Origin of the sequence: Gemmobacter sp. LW-1, assembly GCF_001303875.1 — a bacterium.
GTDB classification, from domain to species: domain Bacteria; phylum Pseudomonadota; class Alphaproteobacteria; order Rhodobacterales; family Rhodobacteraceae; genus Gemmobacter; species Gemmobacter caeni.
The window spans coordinates 75,956-94,482 of the sequence record NZ_LJSC01000037.1 but is presented as its reverse complement, the minus strand read 5'-3'; the positions used below and the strand labels follow the sequence as shown (position 1 = coordinate 94,482).

General features: G+C 67.1%; 15 protein-coding genes. 14 read left to right on the top strand and 1 reads right to left on the bottom strand.

Features of this window, described 5'->3' with window-relative positions; translation table 11 throughout:
* The 14 genes from AO684_RS09270 to AO684_RS09205 form a co-directional block, all read left to right on the top strand.
* Positions 1–2,198, top strand: a 2,198-nt coding sequence (locus AO684_RS09270) for a xanthine dehydrogenase family protein molybdopterin-binding subunit (protein WP_235451252.1), incomplete at its 5' end; no start/stop codon positions are given.
* A gap of 118 nt (positions 2,199–2,316) precedes the next feature.
* A complete protein-coding gene (locus AO684_RS09265) occupies positions 2,317–3,756 on the top strand; it encodes a hypothetical protein (protein WP_054302466.1) in 1,440 nt (479 codons plus the stop codon).
* A complete protein-coding gene (locus AO684_RS09260; protein WP_054302465.1) occupies positions 3,753–4,592 on the top strand; it encodes a UPF0280 family protein in 840 nt (279 codons plus the stop codon). Before AO684_RS09265 ends, AO684_RS09260 begins: the two co-directional genes overlap by 4 nt.
* A complete protein-coding gene (locus AO684_RS09255) occupies positions 4,585–5,166 on the top strand; it encodes an amino acid synthesis family protein (protein ID WP_054302464.1) in 582 nt (193 codons plus the stop codon). The genes AO684_RS09260 and AO684_RS09255 overlap by 8 nt, the downstream gene beginning before the upstream one ends.
* Positions 5,163–6,539 carry a hypothetical protein gene (locus AO684_RS09250; protein ID WP_054302463.1) on the top strand — a complete coding sequence of 459 codons (1,377 nt, stop codon included), beginning with the start codon at positions 5,163–5,165 and terminating at the stop codon, positions 6,537–6,539. The genes AO684_RS09255 and AO684_RS09250 overlap by 4 nt, the downstream gene beginning before the upstream one ends.
* Positions 6,540–6,624: 85 nt before the next feature.
* Positions 6,625–7,914 carry an ABC transporter substrate-binding protein gene (locus AO684_RS09245; protein ID WP_054302613.1) on the top strand — a complete coding sequence of 430 codons (1,290 nt, stop codon included), beginning with the start codon at positions 6,625–6,627 and terminating at the stop codon, positions 7,912–7,914.
* Between the two features lie 41 nt (positions 7,915–7,955).
* Positions 7,956–8,831 carry a branched-chain amino acid ABC transporter permease gene (locus tag AO684_RS09240; protein WP_054302462.1) on the top strand — a complete coding sequence of 292 codons (876 nt, stop codon included), beginning with the start codon at positions 7,956–7,958 and terminating at the stop codon, positions 8,829–8,831.
* Positions 8,828–9,763 (top strand): branched-chain amino acid ABC transporter permease, encoded by a 936-nt coding sequence (locus tag AO684_RS09235; protein ID WP_054302461.1) that lies wholly within the window; start codon positions 8,828–8,830, stop codon positions 9,761–9,763. Before AO684_RS09240 ends, AO684_RS09235 begins: the two co-directional genes overlap by 4 nt.
* A complete protein-coding gene (locus AO684_RS09230; protein ID WP_054302460.1) occupies positions 9,751–10,473 on the top strand; it encodes an ABC transporter ATP-binding protein in 723 nt (240 codons plus the stop codon). Before AO684_RS09235 ends, AO684_RS09230 begins: the two co-directional genes overlap by 13 nt.
* Complete coding sequence (locus tag AO684_RS09225) at positions 10,460–11,155, top strand: ABC transporter ATP-binding protein (RefSeq protein ID WP_054302459.1); 696 nt, start codon at positions 10,460–10,462, stop codon at positions 11,153–11,155. Before AO684_RS09230 ends, AO684_RS09225 begins: the two co-directional genes overlap by 14 nt.
* A complete protein-coding gene (locus AO684_RS09220) occupies positions 11,156–13,183 on the top strand; it encodes a hydantoinase/oxoprolinase family protein (RefSeq protein ID WP_054302458.1) in 2,028 nt (675 codons plus the stop codon).
* Positions 13,180–14,859, top strand: coding sequence for a hydantoinase B/oxoprolinase family protein (locus AO684_RS09215; protein WP_054302457.1), 1,680 nt, complete (start codon positions 13,180–13,182; stop codon positions 14,857–14,859). Before AO684_RS09220 ends, AO684_RS09215 begins: the two co-directional genes overlap by 4 nt.
* A gap of 544 nt (positions 14,860–15,403) precedes the next feature.
* Positions 15,404–16,645 carry a Tm-1-like ATP-binding domain-containing protein gene (locus tag AO684_RS09210; RefSeq protein ID WP_054302456.1) on the top strand — a complete coding sequence of 414 codons (1,242 nt, stop codon included), beginning with the start codon at positions 15,404–15,406 and terminating at the stop codon, positions 16,643–16,645.
* A gap of 157 nt (positions 16,646–16,802) precedes the next feature.
* A complete protein-coding gene (locus AO684_RS09205; RefSeq protein ID WP_158640680.1) occupies positions 16,803–17,558 on the top strand; it encodes an IclR family transcriptional regulator in 756 nt (251 codons plus the stop codon).
* On the opposite strand, the gene AO684_RS09200 is transcribed toward AO684_RS09205, so the two are convergent.
* On the bottom strand, positions 17,555–18,328 hold the full coding sequence (locus tag AO684_RS09200; RefSeq protein ID WP_054302454.1) for an SDR family NAD(P)-dependent oxidoreductase: 774 nt from the start codon (positions 18,326–18,328) through the stop codon (positions 17,555–17,557). The genes AO684_RS09205 and AO684_RS09200 overlap by 4 nt on opposite strands.
* Positions 18,329–18,527 lie beyond the last annotated feature (199 nt).

Sequence of the window (18,527 nt, the reverse complement as noted above, 5' to 3'; positions counted from 1 at the left end):
TGGGGCAGGCCATTCCCCGGCTGGATGGTGCGGCCAAGGTGGCGGGCGATCTGTTCGGTGCCGATGTCTGGCAGAAGGGCGGGCTGGTGGCGCGGGCGATCCGGTCGCCTCATCCGAATGCGCGCTTCACCTTCGGCGATCTGGCGGCCTGGGCCGTGGCGCATCAGGCACAGGTGTTCACCGCTGCCGACATCCCCGGCCGCAATGCCTTTGGCGTCATCCCGGCCTTCGCAGACCAACCCGCGCTGGCCGAGGGCACCGCCCGCTTTCGGGGCGAGGCGGTGGCACTGGTGGCTTTCGAGGATGGGGCGGAACCAGACCTTTCCAGCTTCCCGGTCAACTGGCAGTCCTTGCCGCCGGTCACGATGGCAGAGGCAGAGACGCCGGACGCGCCGCTGGTCCATCCCTCGCGTCCCGGCAATATCCTGATTGCGGGCCGTGTGCGGCGCGGCGATGCCGCTACCGCGCTGGCGGATTCCGCCTTCGTGGTCGAGGGCGAGATGCAGACCGCTTTCGTCGAACATGCCTATATCGAGCCCGAGGCGGGTGCAGCCTGGATGGAAGGCGACACGCTTTGCATCCGTGCCTGCACCCAGGCGCCGGTGATGGACCGCGACGATACCGCCGCCGTTCTGGGCCTGCCGCCGGAGCGGGTGCGCATCCTGCCCTCGGCGGTGGGGGGCGGGTTTGGCTCGAAACTGGATGTCAGCCTGCAACCGCTGATCGGGCTGGTGGCGCTGCGCACCGGGCGGCCCGTGCGGATGACCTACAGCCGCAGCGAAAGCATGACTTCCACCACCAAGCGCCATCCGGGGCGGATGCGCGCGGCGCTGGGCTGCGATGCCGAAGGGCGACTGACGGGCATGACCTTCGACGGCAGTTTCGACACCGGCGCCTATGCAAGCTGGGGGCCGACGGTGGCCAATCGCGTGCCGGTCCATGCCTCCGGTCCCTACCGGATGCCCGCCTATGCGGCCGAGGCGCGGGCGGTGCATACCCATGGTCCGGTTTCCGGCGCCTTCCGGGGCTTCGGCGTGCCGCAGGCGATGCTGCTGTCGGAAACGCTGATCGACCGGCTGGCCGAGGCGGCAGGCATCGACGCGCTGGAGTTCCGGCTGCGCAACGCCCTGCGCGCCGGCGACGAAACCGCCACCGGCCAGCGCCTCGCGGCGCCCGGCATCCACGAATGCCTGACCGCGTTGCGCCCGCACTGGCAGCGCGCCTTGGCCGAGGCGCAGGTGCCGGGGCGTGGGGTGGGGCTGGCGACCTGCTGGTATGGCTGCGGCAATACCTCGCTGCCCAATCCTTCGACCATGCGGCTGGGCCTGACCCGTGCGGGTGTGCCGGTGCTGCATCAGGGCGCGACCGACATCGGGCAGGGGTCCAACACCGTCATCCCGCAGATCGCGGCAGAGGCGCTGGGCCTGCCGCTGGCCGCCTTGCGCCTGATCGGCCCCGATACCGCGCTGACGCCGGATGCGGGCAAGACCTCAGCCAGCCGGCAGACCTTCGTCTCGGGCCGCGCGGCACAGGCGGCTGGGGCCGCGCTGCGGGCCGAGATTTTGCGGCGGCTGAACATGGGGCAGGGCGCGCGGCTGGCGCTGGAGGGCGTCACGCTGACCGGCACCGAAAACGGCCAGACCGCGCGGCTGAGCCTTGCCGCGCTGCCGGAAGACCCCTTCGGCTATGTGCTGATGGCCGAGGAAAGCTATGACCCGCCCACTACAGCTCTGGATGAAAACGGGCAGGGCATCCCCTATGCCGTCTATGGCTTCGGCGCGCAGATGGTGGAACTTGAGGTCGATGCCGCGCTGGGGACGGTGCGGCTCCTGAAGATCACCGCCGCGCATGACCTTGGCCGTGCCATCAACCCGCTGCTGGCGCGAGGGCAAATCGAGGGCGGTATCGCGCAGGGCATCGGCCTTGCGCTGATGGAGGAATATCTGCCCGGCCGGACCGAGAACCTGCACGACTACCTGATTCCTACCACTTCGGACGTGCCGCCCATAGAAAGCCTGCTGATCGAGGTGCCGGACCCGGAAGGCCCCTTCGGTGCCAAGGGGTTGGGCGAACACACGCTGATCCCCACCGCGCCTGCGATCCTGAACGCGATCCGCCACGCCACCGGCATCACCTTGACCCGTGTTCCGGTGCTGCCGCACCGGCTGCGCACGGCGATTAAGGGGTGCCGGGAATGAACCTGCTTTCATCTTGGCAAAAATATCCTTCGGGGGTCGCCGGTTGGGCGCCATCGGTTCAAGCCCGACCGGCGACGGGCAGACAGCCCCCACGAACCTCGCCATCCGAGGCCATGCCATGACCAGCGCCGCGCCCGAGAAGATCCGCTGCGATGCCTGCCCGGTGATGTGCTACATCGCCCCCGGCCAGACCGGCGCCTGCGACCGCTATGCCAATGACTCGGGTCGCATCGTCCGCACTGATCCCCTGGTGATGCTGTCGCAGGCTCTGGCATCCGGAACGCCGGTCATCCCCTTCGCAGGTGCCGGTTGGGACGGCGCGCTGACCCCGGCGGATACCACTGTCACTGCCATCGGCGCAGGCACCACCTACCCGGATTTCAAACCCGCGCCCTTCATCATCGCCTCCCGCCCCGAAGGCGCGGACATGGTGACCGTGGTGACAGAGGCGATCTTTTCCTACTGCGGCGTCAAGGTGAAGATCGACACCGACCGCTTCCTTGGCCCCGAGGGCGCCACGGTCCGCGCGGGGGGCGAGCCGGTGGGGCATGTCACCACGGCCGAATATGGCTCGCAGATGCTGTCGCTGGGGGGGGTGCATCACCTTACCGGCGGCTCCAAACCCGAGGGGCGGCTGACCTGTTCCACCCTGCTCGCGCTCTGCAACCGCGAGGCGGTGGAACTGACCATCGACGGCGGCTCAACCCTCATTGTGCAGGCGGGGCGCGCGCCGATTGTGGATGGCAAGCCCGAGCACCGGATGCGCGTCGGCTGCGGCTCGGCCACCATCGGGATGTTCGCGGCGCAATGGCAGGGGCTGGTGGATGAGGTGGTGGTGGTGGATGACCATATCACCGGCGTGGTATCGGAACATCAGGCGGGCAAGGTGATTGGCTGGCCACCTACCGGCATCCGCATAAAGGGGCATCGGTCGACCCCCGGCCGCTATTTCCGCGTCTCGGACCCCGGCCTTGGCTGGGGCGGCACGCGGCTGACCGACCCGCTGGAGATCCTCGGGCCGTGGGAGGCGAAGAAGGGCGCGCGGCCTGGGTTGAGCCTCCTGATGGTTTCCACCACGGGTGAGGATTGGGGCTTCTACATCCTTGATGACAGCCTGACCCCGCAACCCACGCCGTTGCCCGAGGCGCTGCGCGCCAGTGTCGATCTGATCGCGGAAAACTGTGAACCCTCGCTTTGCACAGTGCTGTTCATGGGCGGGGCGGGGGGCAGCCTGCGGGCGGGCGTCACGCGCAACCCGGTGCGGCTGACACGCTCGGTTCAGACCGGGGAAACCGTGCTGACCTCGGGTGGGGCCGAGTGCTACATCTGGCCCGGCGGTGGTATCACCTTCATGGTGGATGTGACGCGCCTGCCGCCCGGCGCTTTCGGCTATGTGCCGACCCCGGCGCTGGTGGCTCCGCTGGAGTTCACCCTGCCGCGCGACGCCTATCTGGCATTGGGCGGCCATGCCGGGGCAATCCGCGACCTGCCCGACATCCTGCGTAAGGGCGGTGAATACCCGACCGCTGCGCGCATCCGGCCACGGGGGGAGGCATGATGCCCGCCGAAGCCCGCCGCCTGCCCGATAGTCGCCTGCATCTGCATCATGGCCCGATGGATCTGATCCTTGGCGCCGATGGCACGCCGGAGGCGGTGGAGGCCGCTTTTGCCGCCGCCGCCCTGCGCTTTGCACCGCTGCTGGATGAGCTGGTGGCAGAGCTGCCCGCCCTGCGCAGTGCCACGCCACAGCCCCTTCGTGGCGCCACCGCCCGCCGTATGGCGCGGGCCGTGGCGCCGCATCGCCCGGCCTTCATCACGCCGATGGCCGCAGTGGCCGGGGCGGTGGCCGAGACGGTGCTGGCAGTGATGCCGCGTCCCGGCCTGACCCGCGCCCATGTCAACAATGGCGGAGACATCGCGCTGCATCTGACGCCCGGCACGAGCTACAGTGCCGCCATTGCGGGCAGCGAGACGCGCGTGACCATCCATCACGCCGATCCGGTGCGCGGCATCGCCACGTCGGGCTGGCGCGGGCGCAGCCAGTCGCTTGGCATTGCCGATGCCGTCACGGTGCTCGCGGCCAGCGCCGCCGCCGCCGATGCCGCCGCGACGATGATCGCCAATGCGGTGGACCTGCCGGGCCACCCCGGCATCACCCGTCTGCCTGCGCGGCAGGTGAGACACGACAGCGACCTTGGCGATCTGCCGGTGACGACCTCGGTCGCCCCCCTGACTGCGACAGAGGCCGCGCTGGCGCTGGCGCGGGGGGCGGCGCTTGCCCGGCGCCTGATCGCCGCAGAAGTAATTGCCGGAGCGGCGCTTTTCCTCCACCCTTGCCTGCAAACCCTCGGCCAGCCGCTGCTGGCCCCCATGCCGGAGCCCTGCCTTGGCTGATTTTCCCATCCGCAAGATCGTGACCCTGACAGAAGAGATCCGCCACGATGGCGGCCCCGTGCCCGACCAGCCGCGCCTGCGGGGCGCGGTGGTGGCCGTGGTGAAAAACCCCTTCGCCGGGCGCTTTGAACCCGACCTGCAAGCGGCGATGGATGACCTGAAACCGCTGGGCCTTGCCATGACCGACCGGCTGATCGCCGCGCTGGGCGGGCGCGAGGGGATCGACGCCTATGGCAAGGGCGCCATCGTCGGCGCGGCGGGCGAGCTGGAGCATGGCGCGCTCTGGCACGTTCCGGGCGGCTATGCGATGCGCGAGCGGCTCGGCGAAAGCCGCGCCATCGTGCCCTCGGCCAAGAAGCTGGGGCCGATGGGTGCCAGCATCGACATTCCGATCGGCCATATCAACGCGGCCTATGTCCGCAGCCATTTCGATGCGATGGAGGTCTCGGTTCCCGATGCGCCAAAGCCGGACGAGATCGCCTTCATCCTCGTCATGGCCAAGGGGCCGCGCATCCATGCCCGGATGGGCGGCCTGGAGGTGCATCAGGTGAAGGGGGAGGACGGGCTGCGATGATCCGGCGCGGCGGCCTTGCGCTTGGTCTTGCCCTCGCCCCGGCGGGGGCTCTGGCCTGTGCGCTGCCGCCGTCGATCATCCTGACGCTGCCGACCGGGCACTACATGGCCGGGGCGGCGGCTGTTGTGGTTCTGACCGCGCTCTGGGGCGGGGCCGCGCGGCGGCTGCCGGCCTTCCGGGCGCGACTGCTGCTGGAACGGCCCGTGCTGCTGCCCGAAACGCTGACCTCTTATCTCAGCTTTCTGGCGCTGATGGGGCTGGTATTTCTTGGCTTCACCGGCACGCGCGACCCGATGCACAACCTGCTGACACTGGTGTTCTGGACCGGGATCTGGGTGGCGCTGCCGCTGGCCTCGCTGATCTTCGGTAACCTGTGGCGGGCCCTGAACCCCTGGACCGGGCCTGTGCGGCTGGTGCGGCATCTGATCGGGCGCACCGGAGGCATCGGCCTTTCACGCCTTGGCCACTGGCCTGCTGTGGCGGGGCTGCTGGCCTTCCTGTGGTTCCAGCTTGTCGCGCTGTCACCCGATGATCCGCTGGTGCTGGCGCAGGTGATCGGGGCTTATTGGCTGGTCGTGTTCCTGCTTGCGGTGCTGGAGGGCGAAGATTGGGTGCAGGAGGGCGAGTTCATGACCCTCTACCTTGGCTTCCTTGCCCGCATCGCCCCCTTCTGGCTGGAGATCGACGGCCGCCGCGCCCGGCTTTACGCGGGCCTGCCCGGCACGCAGATCCTGCGCCTGCCGCCGCTGACGCCTTCGGCCGTGATCTTCGTCACGCTGGCGCTGGCCGGGCTGACCTTCGACGGGCTGATGGAGACCTTTTTCTGGATGGCGCTGATCGGCGAGAACCCGCTGGAATTTACTGGCCGATCCGCCGTGCAGGGGGTGAACACGCTGGGCCTGCTGGCGGTCTGGGCGCTGACGGCGGGCAGTATTTTGGGCGCGCTGGCGCTGGGGCGGCGGCTGGGGCGACACACCGGGCCGTTCTGGGCAAGTGCGGGGCCGGCGATGTTGGCCTTCCTTGCCATCGCGGCGGGCTATCACGCGGCGCATTATCTGGTGACGCTGCTGACCTCGGGTCAGTATGTGCTGGCGGCGATGAATGACCCGTTCTTCCGGGGGGACGCGCTCCTGGGGCTGGAGCCGTTCTTCGTGGGCTTCGGCTTTCTGACCGATCAGGCGGCGATGACGGCGATCTGGAACAGCCAGTTCGCCCTGATCCTTGGCGCGCATCTTCTGGCGTTGCTGCTGGCACTGCACCTGTCGGCGCGGCTGGGCGATACCCGCGCCATCGCGCATCTGCCGATGACCGCGCTGATGGTCGGATACACGGTTCTTGGGCTCTGGCTCTTGTCCTCGCCCAGGGGGGTGTGAAACAAGTCATTGCAAATAATGCTGTTTTTATTTGCAGGCATACAAATCATACGGGCAGCACGCCCGGCCAACAGGGGAGACGATGATGACGACCGACCTCGCAGGCCTCAAGACCAACCGCCGCACCGTTCTGGGCGGCCTTGCCGCCGGGGGCGCGCTGATGCTGGGCGCGGCGCCCCGCTTCGTGCAGGCGCAATCCTCTGCCCCGATCAAGCTGGGGTTCCAGCTCCACCGCACCGGCATCGGCGCCGCCTATGGCCGCTGGTATGAACGCACCACGCAAGCGGCGCTGAAGCTTCTGAACGAACAGGGTGGCATCAATGGCCGCCCGGTCGAAATCGTGTTCGAGGATGACGGCACCGACCCCAAGCGCGGCGCCGAAGTGGTAGAAAAGCTGACGACGCAGGCAGGGTGCGACCTGATCTTCGGGCCGCTGTTCAGCCATGTCGTCATCGGCTCTGCCCCCCGCGCGGGCGAGTTGAAGGTGCCTTATCTGGTCTGCTCCGAAGGCTATCACGTTGCCAGCGGCATGCTGAACCGCTGGACGCTGCAACCGGGCATTACCGATGTGCGCGCGCAGGTCAGCTCCATGGCGCCCTGGGTCATGCAGAACCTCGGCAAGAAGGTCACGATGGTTTTCCCTGACTATGCCTTCGGCCATGACCACCGCGATTTCTTCACCGAGGCGGTGAAGGCGCAGGGCGGCGAGGTGATCGCCCAGATCGCCATCCCGCCGACCGAGACCAGCTTCACCCGCTATCTGCCGCAGATCCCGGCAGAGACGGAAGTGCTCTATCACGTCATGGTTGGCCCCGCCGTCCTGACCTTCGTGAAGGAGTTGGGCGAGTTCTATGGCAGCGGCGCCCGTCCGCAGATCTTTGGCTTCATCGACAGCCTGGAGGCGGTGGATACCGCAGCACCCGGGCTGGAGTTTCTGGAAGGCACGCATTTCTGGGAAGGCCATTGCCGGGTGAAGCAGGCGGATGCGCCGGAATGGGAAGGCACCTATCGCGCCGCCGTCGGGGTCGATGACAACGGCGCTTCGGTCAGCGATGCGCGGGATGTGTCGACCTATGCCCATATGTTTTCCTGCTGGGAAACGCTGTTCGTCATCAAGAAGGGGATGGAGGCCTCGGGCTATCAATCCACCGCCGACCGGCAGAAATTCGTCGAGGCCATCGAGGCGATGACGGCTTTCGACGCCGGGCTGGATCACGTGCAGGGCGCCAAGACCTTCAACGGCAAGACCCATCAGGTGTTCGGCCAGCAATTCATCTCGAAGGTCGAGGGCGGCAAGCTGATGCGGGTGCATGCGACCTCGATCGAGGACGGCATGTATCCCGATGCGGTGGATTACACCGCGCAAAGCTTCTGAAAGGGGACAGGCGAGGGCGTTCAAGTCCCCGCCGCTGACATATGGGAACAGGACCGTTTCTTCTGCTGGCCTCGCTTGAGGGCATGGTGATGGCCGCCGTGCTGGCGCTGAGCGCCGTGGGGCTGAGCCTCACCTTCGGGGTCATGCGCGTGGTGAATGTGGCGCATGGCGAGTTCTTCATGCTGGGCGCCGTGCTGGCCTGGGTGGTGGCGCAGGCGGTGCCCTCGGCCCCGCTGGGCTTTGTCGCGGCGCTGATCCTGTGCCCGCTGGTGGTGGGCGCGGTGGCGGCGCTGGCCGACACCGCGATCCTCAAGCGGCTGAACTACGACCCCGAGGCGACCATTGTGGCAACCATCGGGATTTCCTACATCCTGCAACAGGGCGCGCTGAGCTTTTTCGGCCCCGACGCCCGCGCCGTGCAGGCGCCGTTCAGCCTGCGGCTGCAATTCCCGTGGTTCGGCTATTCGGGCTACAAGCTGTTCGTGGTGGTCGCGGCGGGGCTGGTCCTGCTGGCGGTCTGGCTGTTCATGACACGCAGCCGTGCGGGGCTGGTGATGCGCGCGACGCAGGTGGACCGCAACACCGCCCGCGCCTTCGGGATCAATGTTGATCGCGTCTATGCGGGCACCTTCGCGCTGGGCGCGGCGCTGGCCGCCGTGGCGGCGGTGCTGATCGTGCCGATCCAGCAGGCGCATTACCTGATGGGGCATGATCCGCTGCTCCTGAGCTTCATCGTCGTCATCATCGGCGGGCTGGGGTCCATCCGGGGCACGCTGATCGCGGCGCTGCTGATCGGGCTGTCGGATGGCATCATCTCGATGTTCTTCACGCCGACGCTGGCCAAGATCGTGGCAACGCTGGCGGTGGCGCTGGTGCTGGTGTTCCGACCGCAGGGCCTGTTCGGGGCGCGGGCATGAGGGCGCTGTCGCTGCATCTGGCGGTTCTGGCCCTGCTGCTGGCGCTGCATTTCGTGCTGCCCGCCTATCATCACGCCAATCTGGCGCGGATCATGGTGCTGGCGGTCTTTGCCATGGGGTATAACATTGCCTTCGGCTATACGGGGCTTCTGAGCCTTGGCCACGCGTTGTTCCTGTCGGCGGGGATGTTCGGTGCGGGGTTGCTGATCCAGCATTTCGGGCTGACCGCCGCGCCTGCTTTGCTGATCGGAACACTGGCCGGGGCGGCCATGGCCGCCTTGACCGGCCTGCTGGCGCTGCGCACCGCCGGGGTGAGCCTGATGATCGTCACGCTGATGTTCGCGCAGGCGGGGTATCTGACGTTGCTGTATTTCGGTGCGGTCACCGGCGGGGACGAAGGTTTCCCGGTGCCCGCCGCCGGGCGGGTCGCCTTTGGGCTGAACCTTGCGGCAGAGGGGCCGCGCTATCTGGTGGCGCTGGGCCTGTTCGCGGTCGCGCTGATGGGCAATCTGGCGCTGGTGCGGTCGCGCTTTGGCCGCGTCATGGTCGCCATGCGCGAGAATGAGGAACGCAGCCGCATGCTGGGCTACAACCCCTTTGCGGTGAAGCTGGGGGTGATGGCGCTGTCGGGTCTTTACGCCGGGGCAGCGGGGGCCTTTTACGGGGTGATGTTCGGCTATGTCGGCGCGACCTTCGCGACCATCCCCTATTCCATCCTGCCGCTGCTTTACGTTCTGCTGGGCGGGGCGGGCGTGACCCTGGGGCCGCTTCTGGGCGCCGTTCTGATGTTCTATCTGATCGACCTCGCCTCAAGCCACACAACGGTGCAACTGGCTGTGACCGGCGGCGCGCTGCTGGTGCTGGTGCTGTTCGCGCCAAAGGGCATTCTGGGCAGCCTGCGGGAAAGGGGGCTGGCATCATGGCTTCCGTGATCTTGCAGGCCGAGGGGCTGAAGCGGCATTTTGGCGGGCTCAAGGCCGTGGATGGCGTCGATCTGGCGCTGAACGCGGGCGAGATCCATGCGCTGATCGGGCCGAACGGCGCGGGCAAGACCACGTTGGTCAGCCTGCTGTCCGGGCGGCAGGTGCCCGATGCCGGGGCCATCCGCTTTGACGGTGCCGACATCACCCGCCTGCCCGCGCATGAACGGGTGCGGCGGGGCATCGGCTATACCTTCCAGATCACCGCGATCTATGCCGGGCTTTCGGTCTTCGACAACCTCGCACTGGCGGTGCAGCGTGGTCATCCGCGGGATCTGTCCCGCGCGGTGGCCGAGGCGGCGGCGCGGGTCGGGCTGGAGGATCTGCTGCCGCAGATTGCCGGAACGCTCAGCTACGGGCACCAGCGGTTGCTGGAGATCGGCATGGGCCTTGCGCTGCATCCCCAGCTTCTGATCCTCGACGAGCCGACGCAGGGCTTTGCGGCGGGCGAGATCGAGGGGTTCATGGCGCTGGTGCGCGGGCTGGTGCCCGCAACAACCGTGCTGCTGATTGAACACAACATGGATGTGGTCATGGCGCTGGCCGAACGGATCACGGTGCTGGATCAGGGGCGCGTGCTCGCCTCGGGCCTGCCTGCCGAGATCCGCGCGAACCGGGCGGTGCAGGACGCCTATCTGGGGGGCAGCCATGCTGGTGATTGAGGGGTTGACCGCAGGCTATGGCGGCGCGCCGGTGCTGCATGGGGTGGGCCTTGGCGCCGCGCCCGGCAAGGTCACCTGCGTCATGGGCCGCAATGGCGCGGGCAAGACCACGCTGATGCGGGCGATCATGGGGCAGTTGCGGGCTTCGTCCGGCACCATCCATCTGGATGGCGAGCCGCTGCACGGCCTGCCCACGCATGAGGTGCCGCGTCATGGCGTGGCGCTGGTTCCACAGGGGCGGCGGCTGTTCGGGCCGCTGACCGTGGCCGAGAATATCGAGATTGGGCTGATGACCCGCCGCAAGGGCCGCGCGGTGCGCGAGCATGTGCTGGACCTGTTCCCCCGCCTGCGTGAACGGCTGGACCAGCAATCGCGCACGCTGTCGGGGGGCGAACAGCAGATGCTCGCGCTGGCCCGCGCGCTGTGTCTGGAGCCCAAGGTCTTGCTGCTGGACGAACCGACAGAGGGGTTGCAGCCCTCGATGATCCGGCTGATCCGCGACACCGTGTTGAAGCTGAAGGCGACGGGCGTCGCCGTGGTGCTGGTGGAACAGCGGGTGGAGGCGGTGCTGGAGGTCGCGGACAGCGTGGCCTTCATGGCGCAGGGCCGGGTGACCGAGGTGGTGCCGGCCCATGGGTTGACGCCGCAATCACCGCAATTCGCAACCTGGGTGGGGGTGTAGATGGCCGGGCTGGTCGCAGGGGTCGATGTCGGGGGGACGTTCACGGATCTGGTGATCTTCGATCCCGGCTCGGGCGCGGTGCGGCTGGCCAAGGTGCCGACGACGCTGGACAATCAGGCGCATGGGGTGATGGCGGCCTTTGATGCCGCCGGGGCCGATCTGGCGCAGGTGGCGCTTGTGGTGCATGGCACCACGACCACCACCAACGCGGTGCTGGAACGCAACCTTTGCCGCACCGGGCTGGTGACGACGGAAGGCTTCCGCGATGTGCTGGAACTGGGCCGCCGCACCCGGCCGCAGCCCTATGGCATGACCGGCCGCTTCGTGCCGGTGATCCCGCGCGACCTGCGGCTGGAAGTGCCTGAGCGGATGGATGCCGAGGGCCGTGTGATCACCCCGCTGGACGAGGCTGCGTTGCGCGACGCCATTACCACGCTGGTGGCGGCGGGTTGCGAAAGTCTGGTGATCCACTTCCTGCATAGCTACGCCAACCCCGCGCACGAGCTGCGCGCGCTGGAGATCGCGGCAGGCCTCTGGCCCACGCCCTACATCACCGCCGGGCATCAACTGCTGTCCGAAAGCCGCGAGTTTGAACGCGGCGTGACGGCGGCGGTGAACGCGGCGGTGCAGCCCTTGCTGGAGCGTTACGTCTCGCGCCTCGCGGCGGAACTGAAGGGCAGGGGCTACCGTGCTGAGCTTCTGGTGATGAACGGCAATGGCGGCATGGTCAGCGCCGCCCATGTCGCGCGCGAGGCGGTGAAGACCGTGATGTCCGGCCCTGCATCCGGCGTCATGGCGGCCTGCTATACCGGGCAGCGCGCCGGGATGGCCAATCTGATCACCTATGACATGGGCGGCACTTCCACCGATGTGGCGCTGATCCGCGACGCGCGCCCGCCGGTCTCGAACGAGATCGAGGTGGAATATGCCATGCCGATCCATGTGCCGATGGTGGATGTGCGCACTGTCGGCGCCGGTGGTGGCTCCATCGCGCGGGTGGATGCGGCGGGGATGCTGCGGGTCGGGCCGGAAAGCGCCGGCGCCATGCCCGGCCCGGTCTGCTATGGCCGGGGGGGCACGCAGGTCACGATTTCGGATGCGAACCTGATCCTTGGCCGCCTGCCCACCGAACGCTTTGGTCAGGCGGCAGAAGCCGCCCGCGCCGCGATGGAAGATCAGATCGCCCGCCCGCTGGGCCTGTCGGTCGAGGCTGCGGCCGAGGCGGTGCTGCGCATCGCCAATACCCATATGGCGGGGGCGATTCGTATGGTCTCGATCTCCATGGGGGCGGACCCGCGCGATTTCGCGCTGTTCGCCTTTGGCGGGGCGGGGCCGCTGCATGCGGCAGAACTGGCGCGCGAACTCGCCATTCCGCGTGTGCTGATCCCGGCGCGGCCGGGAATCACCAATGCGCTGGGCTGCACGGTCGCCGATCTGCGCCACGATTTCGTGCGCACGGTGAACCGCCCGCTGGATACGGTGGATATGGATGCCGTCCATGCCCTCTGGGCCGGGCAAGAGGCACAGGGCCGCGCGCTGATCGCGGCCGAGGAGGTGGCGCTGACCGGGGTGGAGGCCGAGTTTTCCGCAGATATGCAATTCGTCGGGCAGACCCATCTTCTGCGTGTGCCGCTGCCTGATGGCGCCCCCTCGCGCGCCGATCTTCAGGCGCGGTTCGAGGCCGCCTATCACGCCCGGTTCCGCGTCGATCTGCCGGAAATCCGCGCCAGTCTGGTCAACCTGAATTGCAGCATTATCGGCCGCCGCCCTGATCTGGACCTCTCGCGCCTGATCGACCCGGCGGGGCGGCGCGATCTGGCGGGCGCCCTGACGGGACGGCGGCAGGTCTGGTTCGGCGGCTGGCAGGATGTGCCGGTCTACCGCCGCGAATGGCTGCCCGCCGATGCGGCGCTGGATGGTCCCGCCATCATCGAACAGATGGATACGACGACGCTTCTGCCCCCCGGTGACCAGATGGCGACGGATGCGATGGGCAATCTGATCCTGCAAATCGGAGGCTGCGCATGATTGATCCGGTGACACTCGCCGTCATTCAGGCGGGGTTGCAGCAGGTCTGCGACGAGATGGACCTGACCTTTTCGCGCGCGGCCTTCTCGCCCGTCATTGCCGAGGCGGATGACCGTTCCGATGGTATCTATTCGGCGGAAGATGGCAGCCTGATCGCGCAAGGCGCGCGGGGGCTGCCGGTTTTCGTGGGCACGATGCAGTTTTCCACCCGCCACCTGATCGGGCGTATTGCCAGCGGTGAGACAGCGGCCCCTGAGCCCGGCGACATCTATATCGTCAATGATCCCTACCTTGGCGGCACGCATCTGATGGATGTGCGCTTCGCGCTGCCCTTCTATCGGGGCGGGCGGCTGTGGTGCTGGCTGTCGAACACTGGCCACTGGCCTGATACCGGCGGCGCGGTGCCCGGTGGCTTTTCCGCCTCGGCCACGGCGGCAGAGCAAGAGGGGCTGCGCCTGCCGCCGGTGAAGCTGTTCAAGCGGGGGGAAATGGACCGCGAGATCTGGCAGATCATCTGTTCCAACATCCGCGTGTCCGGCCAGCGCATCGGGGATGTGAAGGCACAGGCGGCGGCGCTTCTGGTCGGGGCCGAACGGCTGGGTGCGCTGATGGACCGTTACGGGGACGATACCGTGGCTGGGGCGATTGCCGAGATGCGGGCGCTGGCTGCACGGCAGATGCGCGCGAATATCGCGCTGGTGCCCGACGGGACTTATGCCGCGAAAGCCTGGGTGGACAGCGACGGTGTGGTGAACGAACCGCTGGAAATCGCGCTTTCGGTGGCAAAGGCCGAAGACGGGCTGGTTTTCGATTTCACAGGGTCGTCGGCGCCCTGTGCCGGGCCGATGAACTCGGTCCGCGCCACCACGCTGTCCTCGGTCTATCTGGCGATGCGGCATATCTTTCCCGATGTGCCGATCAGCGCGGGGGCCTTTGAACCGCTTACGGTGCGCGGCATCGAAGGCACCTTCCTTGATGCCCATTACCCGCGCCCCGTATCGGGCTGCGCCGCCGAGGTCAGCCAGCGCATCGCCGAAGCCGTCTTTGCCGCCATGGTGCAGGCGCTGCCCGAGAAGGTGACCGCCGCACCGGCCGGGACCAGCGGCAATTTCGGCCTTGGCGGGCATGACCCGGAAAAGGGCCGTGACTATGTGATGTATCAGATTTCCGGCGGCGGTTACGGCGGCAATGCCGACCATGACGGGCTGTCGAATGGCTGTTCCACCATCGGCATTTCCAAGGCGCCGCCGGTCGAGATCATGGAGCAGAACTTCCCCGTGCTGTACCGCCGCTATGCGTTGCACGAAGGCTCGGGCGGGGCGGGGCGGCACCGGGGTGGCTTCGGGCTGGATTACGAGATCGAACTCCGGCGTGGTACGGCCCGGGCGAGCTTTGTGATGGATCATGGGCGCAGCGGGCCACAGGGCGTGCTGGGCGGGCAGGATGGCGGGGTGAACCGGGTCGAGGTGATCCGGGGCGCCGAGGTCTGGGTGCCGCCACATCTGTCCAAGGCGCAGGATGTGCCGTTGCAGCCGGGTGACCGCGTCCGTGTCCGCACCCCTGGCGGTGGCGGCTACGGCGACCCCGCCACGCGGGCCCCCGGAGCGGTGGCCGAGGATTTGCGCCTGGGGCGCTACAAGGATGAGGCGGCAGCCCGTGGACGGGGGCAGGGGTAGCGAACCGGCTTTGCGGGTGTTTCGACAGGTCTTGTTGCGGGTGTTGACCGTGATCTGACGCGAGACGGCGCAAGCGCGCGTCCGTGACCTGCCCGCCATAGGTCAGGCGTTCTGCGCATGTTCAAACGAGTCTGGCTGACGCGCTTGGCCCGGCAGGGCAGGTTGTCCGCCCGGGAAGGGTCCGCATTCTGCGGGCATACTGGCCAAGGCCAGCGTGGCCAGTGGTTGCTGCCTTATGCTGTGCCGTTTCAGGAGCCCTGGGCGGGCCTTTCGTCGTAAGGCGCGTTTTGCTTGCTGTTTGCGACTGTTCAACCAAGCGAGGCTTGACAGAAAACGGTATCAAATGCAACGAATGTGCATCTCGGGTGATGATATTGAAGCGCCCGAGTCGGGTGGCGTGAGGAGAGACCCGGAGAAGCACGAGGGCAGCGGTGGCGTGGCAGGCCGGATCGGTCGGGCGTGCCGGTGCCGGAATGCCAGATGTGGTGCCGGGGCAGAGACGGGGGCAACCCGCAGTCCGGTGCTTGGACCAACAGGAGAATTTATGGCTGCGACGAAAACCATTCTGGTGATCGGAACCTACGACACGAAGGATCAGGAACTGCACTATGTCGCCGATAGCATCCGGCGCATGGGGGGGCAGGTGCTTTCGATGGATGTCAGCGTGCTGGGTGATCCGTCCAACCCCACCGATGTCTCGAAACATCAGGTCGCCGCAGCGGCGGGTAAGTCGATCGGGGATGTGATCAATGCGGGCGACGAGAATCTTGCCATGCAGATCATGGCGGCAGGTGCCAGCCGCATTACCGCCCAGCTTTATGCCGAGCGCAAGATCGACGGCCTGATCGGGCTGGGTGGCACGATGGGCACCGATCTTGTGCTGGATTGCTGTCAGGCGTTGCCGTTGGGCGTGCCGAAATATGTGGTCTCCACGGTGTCATTCTCGCCCCTGATCCCCACCGACCGGCTGTCGCCCGATATCCAGATGATCCTGTGGGCCGGCGGGCTTTACGGGCTGAACTCGGTCTGCCGGTCGTCGCTTTCGCAGGCCGCTGGGGCCGTGCTGGGCGCCGCGATGGCGGTGGAGCAGCCCCGACGTAACCGGCCGGTCGTCGGGATGACCAGCCTTGGATCATCCTGCCTTAAATACATGAAATACCTGCGTGAACCTCTGGAAGAACGGGGATTTGAAGTGGCGGTGTTTCATGCCACCGGCATGGGGGGAATGGCCTTCGAGGCGCTGGCGCGGCAGGATTATTTCGCCGTCGCGCTGGATCTCGCGCTGCCTGAGGTCGGCAATCTGATGGTGGGGTCGGTCGCCCATGCGGGCAAGGACAGGCTGACCAATGCCGGATTGGCCGGCGTGCCGCAGATCGTTGCGCCGGGCTGCACCGACCTGATTGACTTCGCAGGATGGCAAGCCATTCCCGACGCCTATGCCGACCGGCCCTTCCACGCGCATAACCGGCTCATCGTGTCGTCGGCTCTGTCAGGCGACGAACGGCGGGCGCTGATCCGCGACATTGCCGAACGGCTTTCGAAGGCCACAGCGCCCGTGAAATTCCTGATGCCGCTGCACGGGGTCGAGGAATGGGATCGCGAGGGGCAGGCGGCGCATGATCCCGACGGACTGGCCGCGATGGCTGATGAGGTGCGCAAGGCGGTCGCGGCGCCGGTCGATCTGCGCGAGCTTGACTGTCACATCAATGACGCCGCTTTTGCGCAGGAAGTGCTGGCGATCATTGATGCCTGGGTGGCGGATGGCACGATCCGCATGGCCGCCTGATCCCGGCGGGGGCGGGGTCTCGATGCGACGGGGCTGCGCCACCTGCCCAAAGCTGGGGTTTGAATTCGCCGGTCCGGTTTAATATCCTATACGCCAGTGCAGGCAGAAGGGATCGGTGGCGATGCAGAGCAGGGAAGAGGTAAACCCGAATAAGGTGATGAAAAGCGTTGATCGCGCCCTGGCCGTGCTGCGCTATTTCACCGTCGCGGAGCCGGAGCTTGGGCTTGCCGACGTTACACGGCGATCCGGCCTGGACAAGGCGACCGTGCATCGCATCCTCACCGCGCTGGCCCGGAACGGTCTGCTGGAACAGATGCCCGCCACCAGAAAATACCGGCTTGGACCGGAATCGCTGCGCCTTGCGCAGGTGCGCGAGGCGTCGGTGCCGATCACGGCCATTCTGGCGCCGGTTCTGGCTCAGCTTTCGACGGATAGCGGGGAAACGGCGCATGCTAGCCTTGGCGCCAGCGAAGGCATGCTGACAATCGGGGTCAGTGAGCCCCAACGCTCCACCCGAGTCTTTGTCGACCCTTCCGCGAGCCTGCCTTTCCATGCCTCAGCCTCGGGTCAGGTCTTTTGTGCCTTTGCCGATGCCGAACAGGGCGAGGCGATTCTTCAGGCCACCCGTTTCGAGCAGTTCACCGAAACGACGCCGGTTGACGCGCGCGACCTGCGCCAGCGGGTCGATGCCGCGCGGCAGAATGGCTTTGCCGTGGCGCATGGCACGCTGGAGGCCGATACCGTCGGGGTTGCGGCGCCGTTCTTTGATGCCAGCGGGCGCGTGATCGGGGCCGTGGCTGTGGCGGGGCTCAGCTCGCGCATGGATGGCGAGGCGATTGCACGGGCGGGCGCGCTGGTCTGCGCCGCAGCCAAGCAGGTGACCCGTCAGCTGGGCGGCAGATCCGGCGCCTAGCTGTCGAAGGCCAGCATGCCTGCGTCTACGGTCCGGCCGCCCCCGTCTGCGGTGACGACGCTTCCGTTGATGAAACTCGCGGCGTCAGACAGCAGGAAGGCCACCACACCCGCGATCTCCGAGGCATCTGCCGCGCGGCGCTGTGGGATGTGTTGTGTTACCTGTGCATAGCCTTCCTCGGCGCTGCCCCCAAGTTCAGCCATTTCCATGTCACCCATCTCGGTCCTGACCCAGCCGGGCGACACTGCGTTGGCGCGCAGGCCGTGGCGTGCATTCTCGAAGGCAAGCGACTGGATCAGGCGGATCAGACCGGCTTTTGAGGCCGAATAGGCCGAAAGACCCATCCCGGTTGCATGGGCGGCAACGGAGGCAATTCCGACGACCCTGCCCTGCCGATGCAGCAGATGGGGCAGGGCGACCTGCGCGAGCACGAAGGGGGAGGTCAGGTTGACCGTCAGCTGTGCCTGCCAGTCGTCCAGCGACATCTCCGCCACGGGCGCGGGCGCGACAATCCCGGCATTGAGCACCAGCGCATCCAGACGGCCAAGACGTTCGATGATCCGGTCGGGCAGGCCGCGCGTCTCTGCAAGGTTGTTCAGGTCACAGACCAGGGCGACGCCGCCAATTGCGTCGGCCAGCCGGGTGATCGGTTCGGGTCTGCGGCCGCAGATCACCACGCGGTAATCGGCAGCCAGGCGACGCGCGATCGCAGCACCGATCCCGCTTCCTCCACCCGTCACCAGGGCGACGGGTCTTTCATCAGATGACATGAAGCGTTCTCCCGGTGCAGCAAGTTTTATGGTTTATTATTATCACCAATAATAGCTTTTCTTGAGGAAAAGTCAATGTGATGCCTCCGCCGGGCAGAAGATTGTTGCTTGACAGGGGCTGCCTGAATCAAAAATAATGCACCATAGGTGATTATTGTAAACCTCACGCCCAGAGACTGATCCGCCCGTCTGCCACAGC

Bases quoted from the DNA above. Each gene is read 5' to 3' on its own strand.
- AO684_RS09265 (WP_054302466.1), top strand. From the start codon at position 2,317: ATGACCAGCGCCGCGCCCGAGAAGATCCGCTGCGATGCCTGCCCGGTG.
- AO684_RS09260 (WP_054302465.1), top strand. From the start codon at position 3,753: ATGATGCCCGCCGAAGCCCGCCGCCTGCCCGATAGTCGCCTGCATCTG.
- AO684_RS09250 (WP_054302463.1), top strand. From the start codon at position 5,163: ATGATCCGGCGCGGCGGCCTTGCGCTTGGTCTTGCCCTCGCCCCGGCG.
- AO684_RS09245 (WP_054302613.1), top strand. From the start codon at position 6,625: ATGACGACCGACCTCGCAGGCCTCAAGACCAACCGCCGCACCGTTCTG.
- AO684_RS09240 (WP_054302462.1), top strand. From the start codon at position 7,956: ATGGGAACAGGACCGTTTCTTCTGCTGGCCTCGCTTGAGGGCATGGTG.
- AO684_RS09235 (WP_054302461.1), top strand. From the start codon at position 8,828: ATGAGGGCGCTGTCGCTGCATCTGGCGGTTCTGGCCCTGCTGCTGGCG.
- AO684_RS09230 (WP_054302460.1), top strand. From the start codon at position 9,751: ATGGCTTCCGTGATCTTGCAGGCCGAGGGGCTGAAGCGGCATTTTGGC.
- AO684_RS09225 (WP_054302459.1), top strand. From the start codon at position 10,460: ATGCTGGTGATTGAGGGGTTGACCGCAGGCTATGGCGGCGCGCCGGTG.
- AO684_RS09220 (WP_054302458.1), top strand. From the start codon at position 11,156: ATGGCCGGGCTGGTCGCAGGGGTCGATGTCGGGGGGACGTTCACGGAT.
- AO684_RS09215 (WP_054302457.1), top strand. From the start codon at position 13,180: ATGATTGATCCGGTGACACTCGCCGTCATTCAGGCGGGGTTGCAGCAG.
- AO684_RS09210 (WP_054302456.1), top strand. From the start codon at position 15,404: ATGGCTGCGACGAAAACCATTCTGGTGATCGGAACCTACGACACGAAG.
- AO684_RS09205 (WP_158640680.1), top strand. From the start codon at position 16,803: ATGAAAAGCGTTGATCGCGCCCTGGCCGTGCTGCGCTATTTCACCGTC.
- AO684_RS09200 (WP_054302454.1), bottom strand. From the start codon at position 18,328: ATGTCATCTGATGAAAGACCCGTCGCCCTGGTGACGGGTGGAGGAAGC.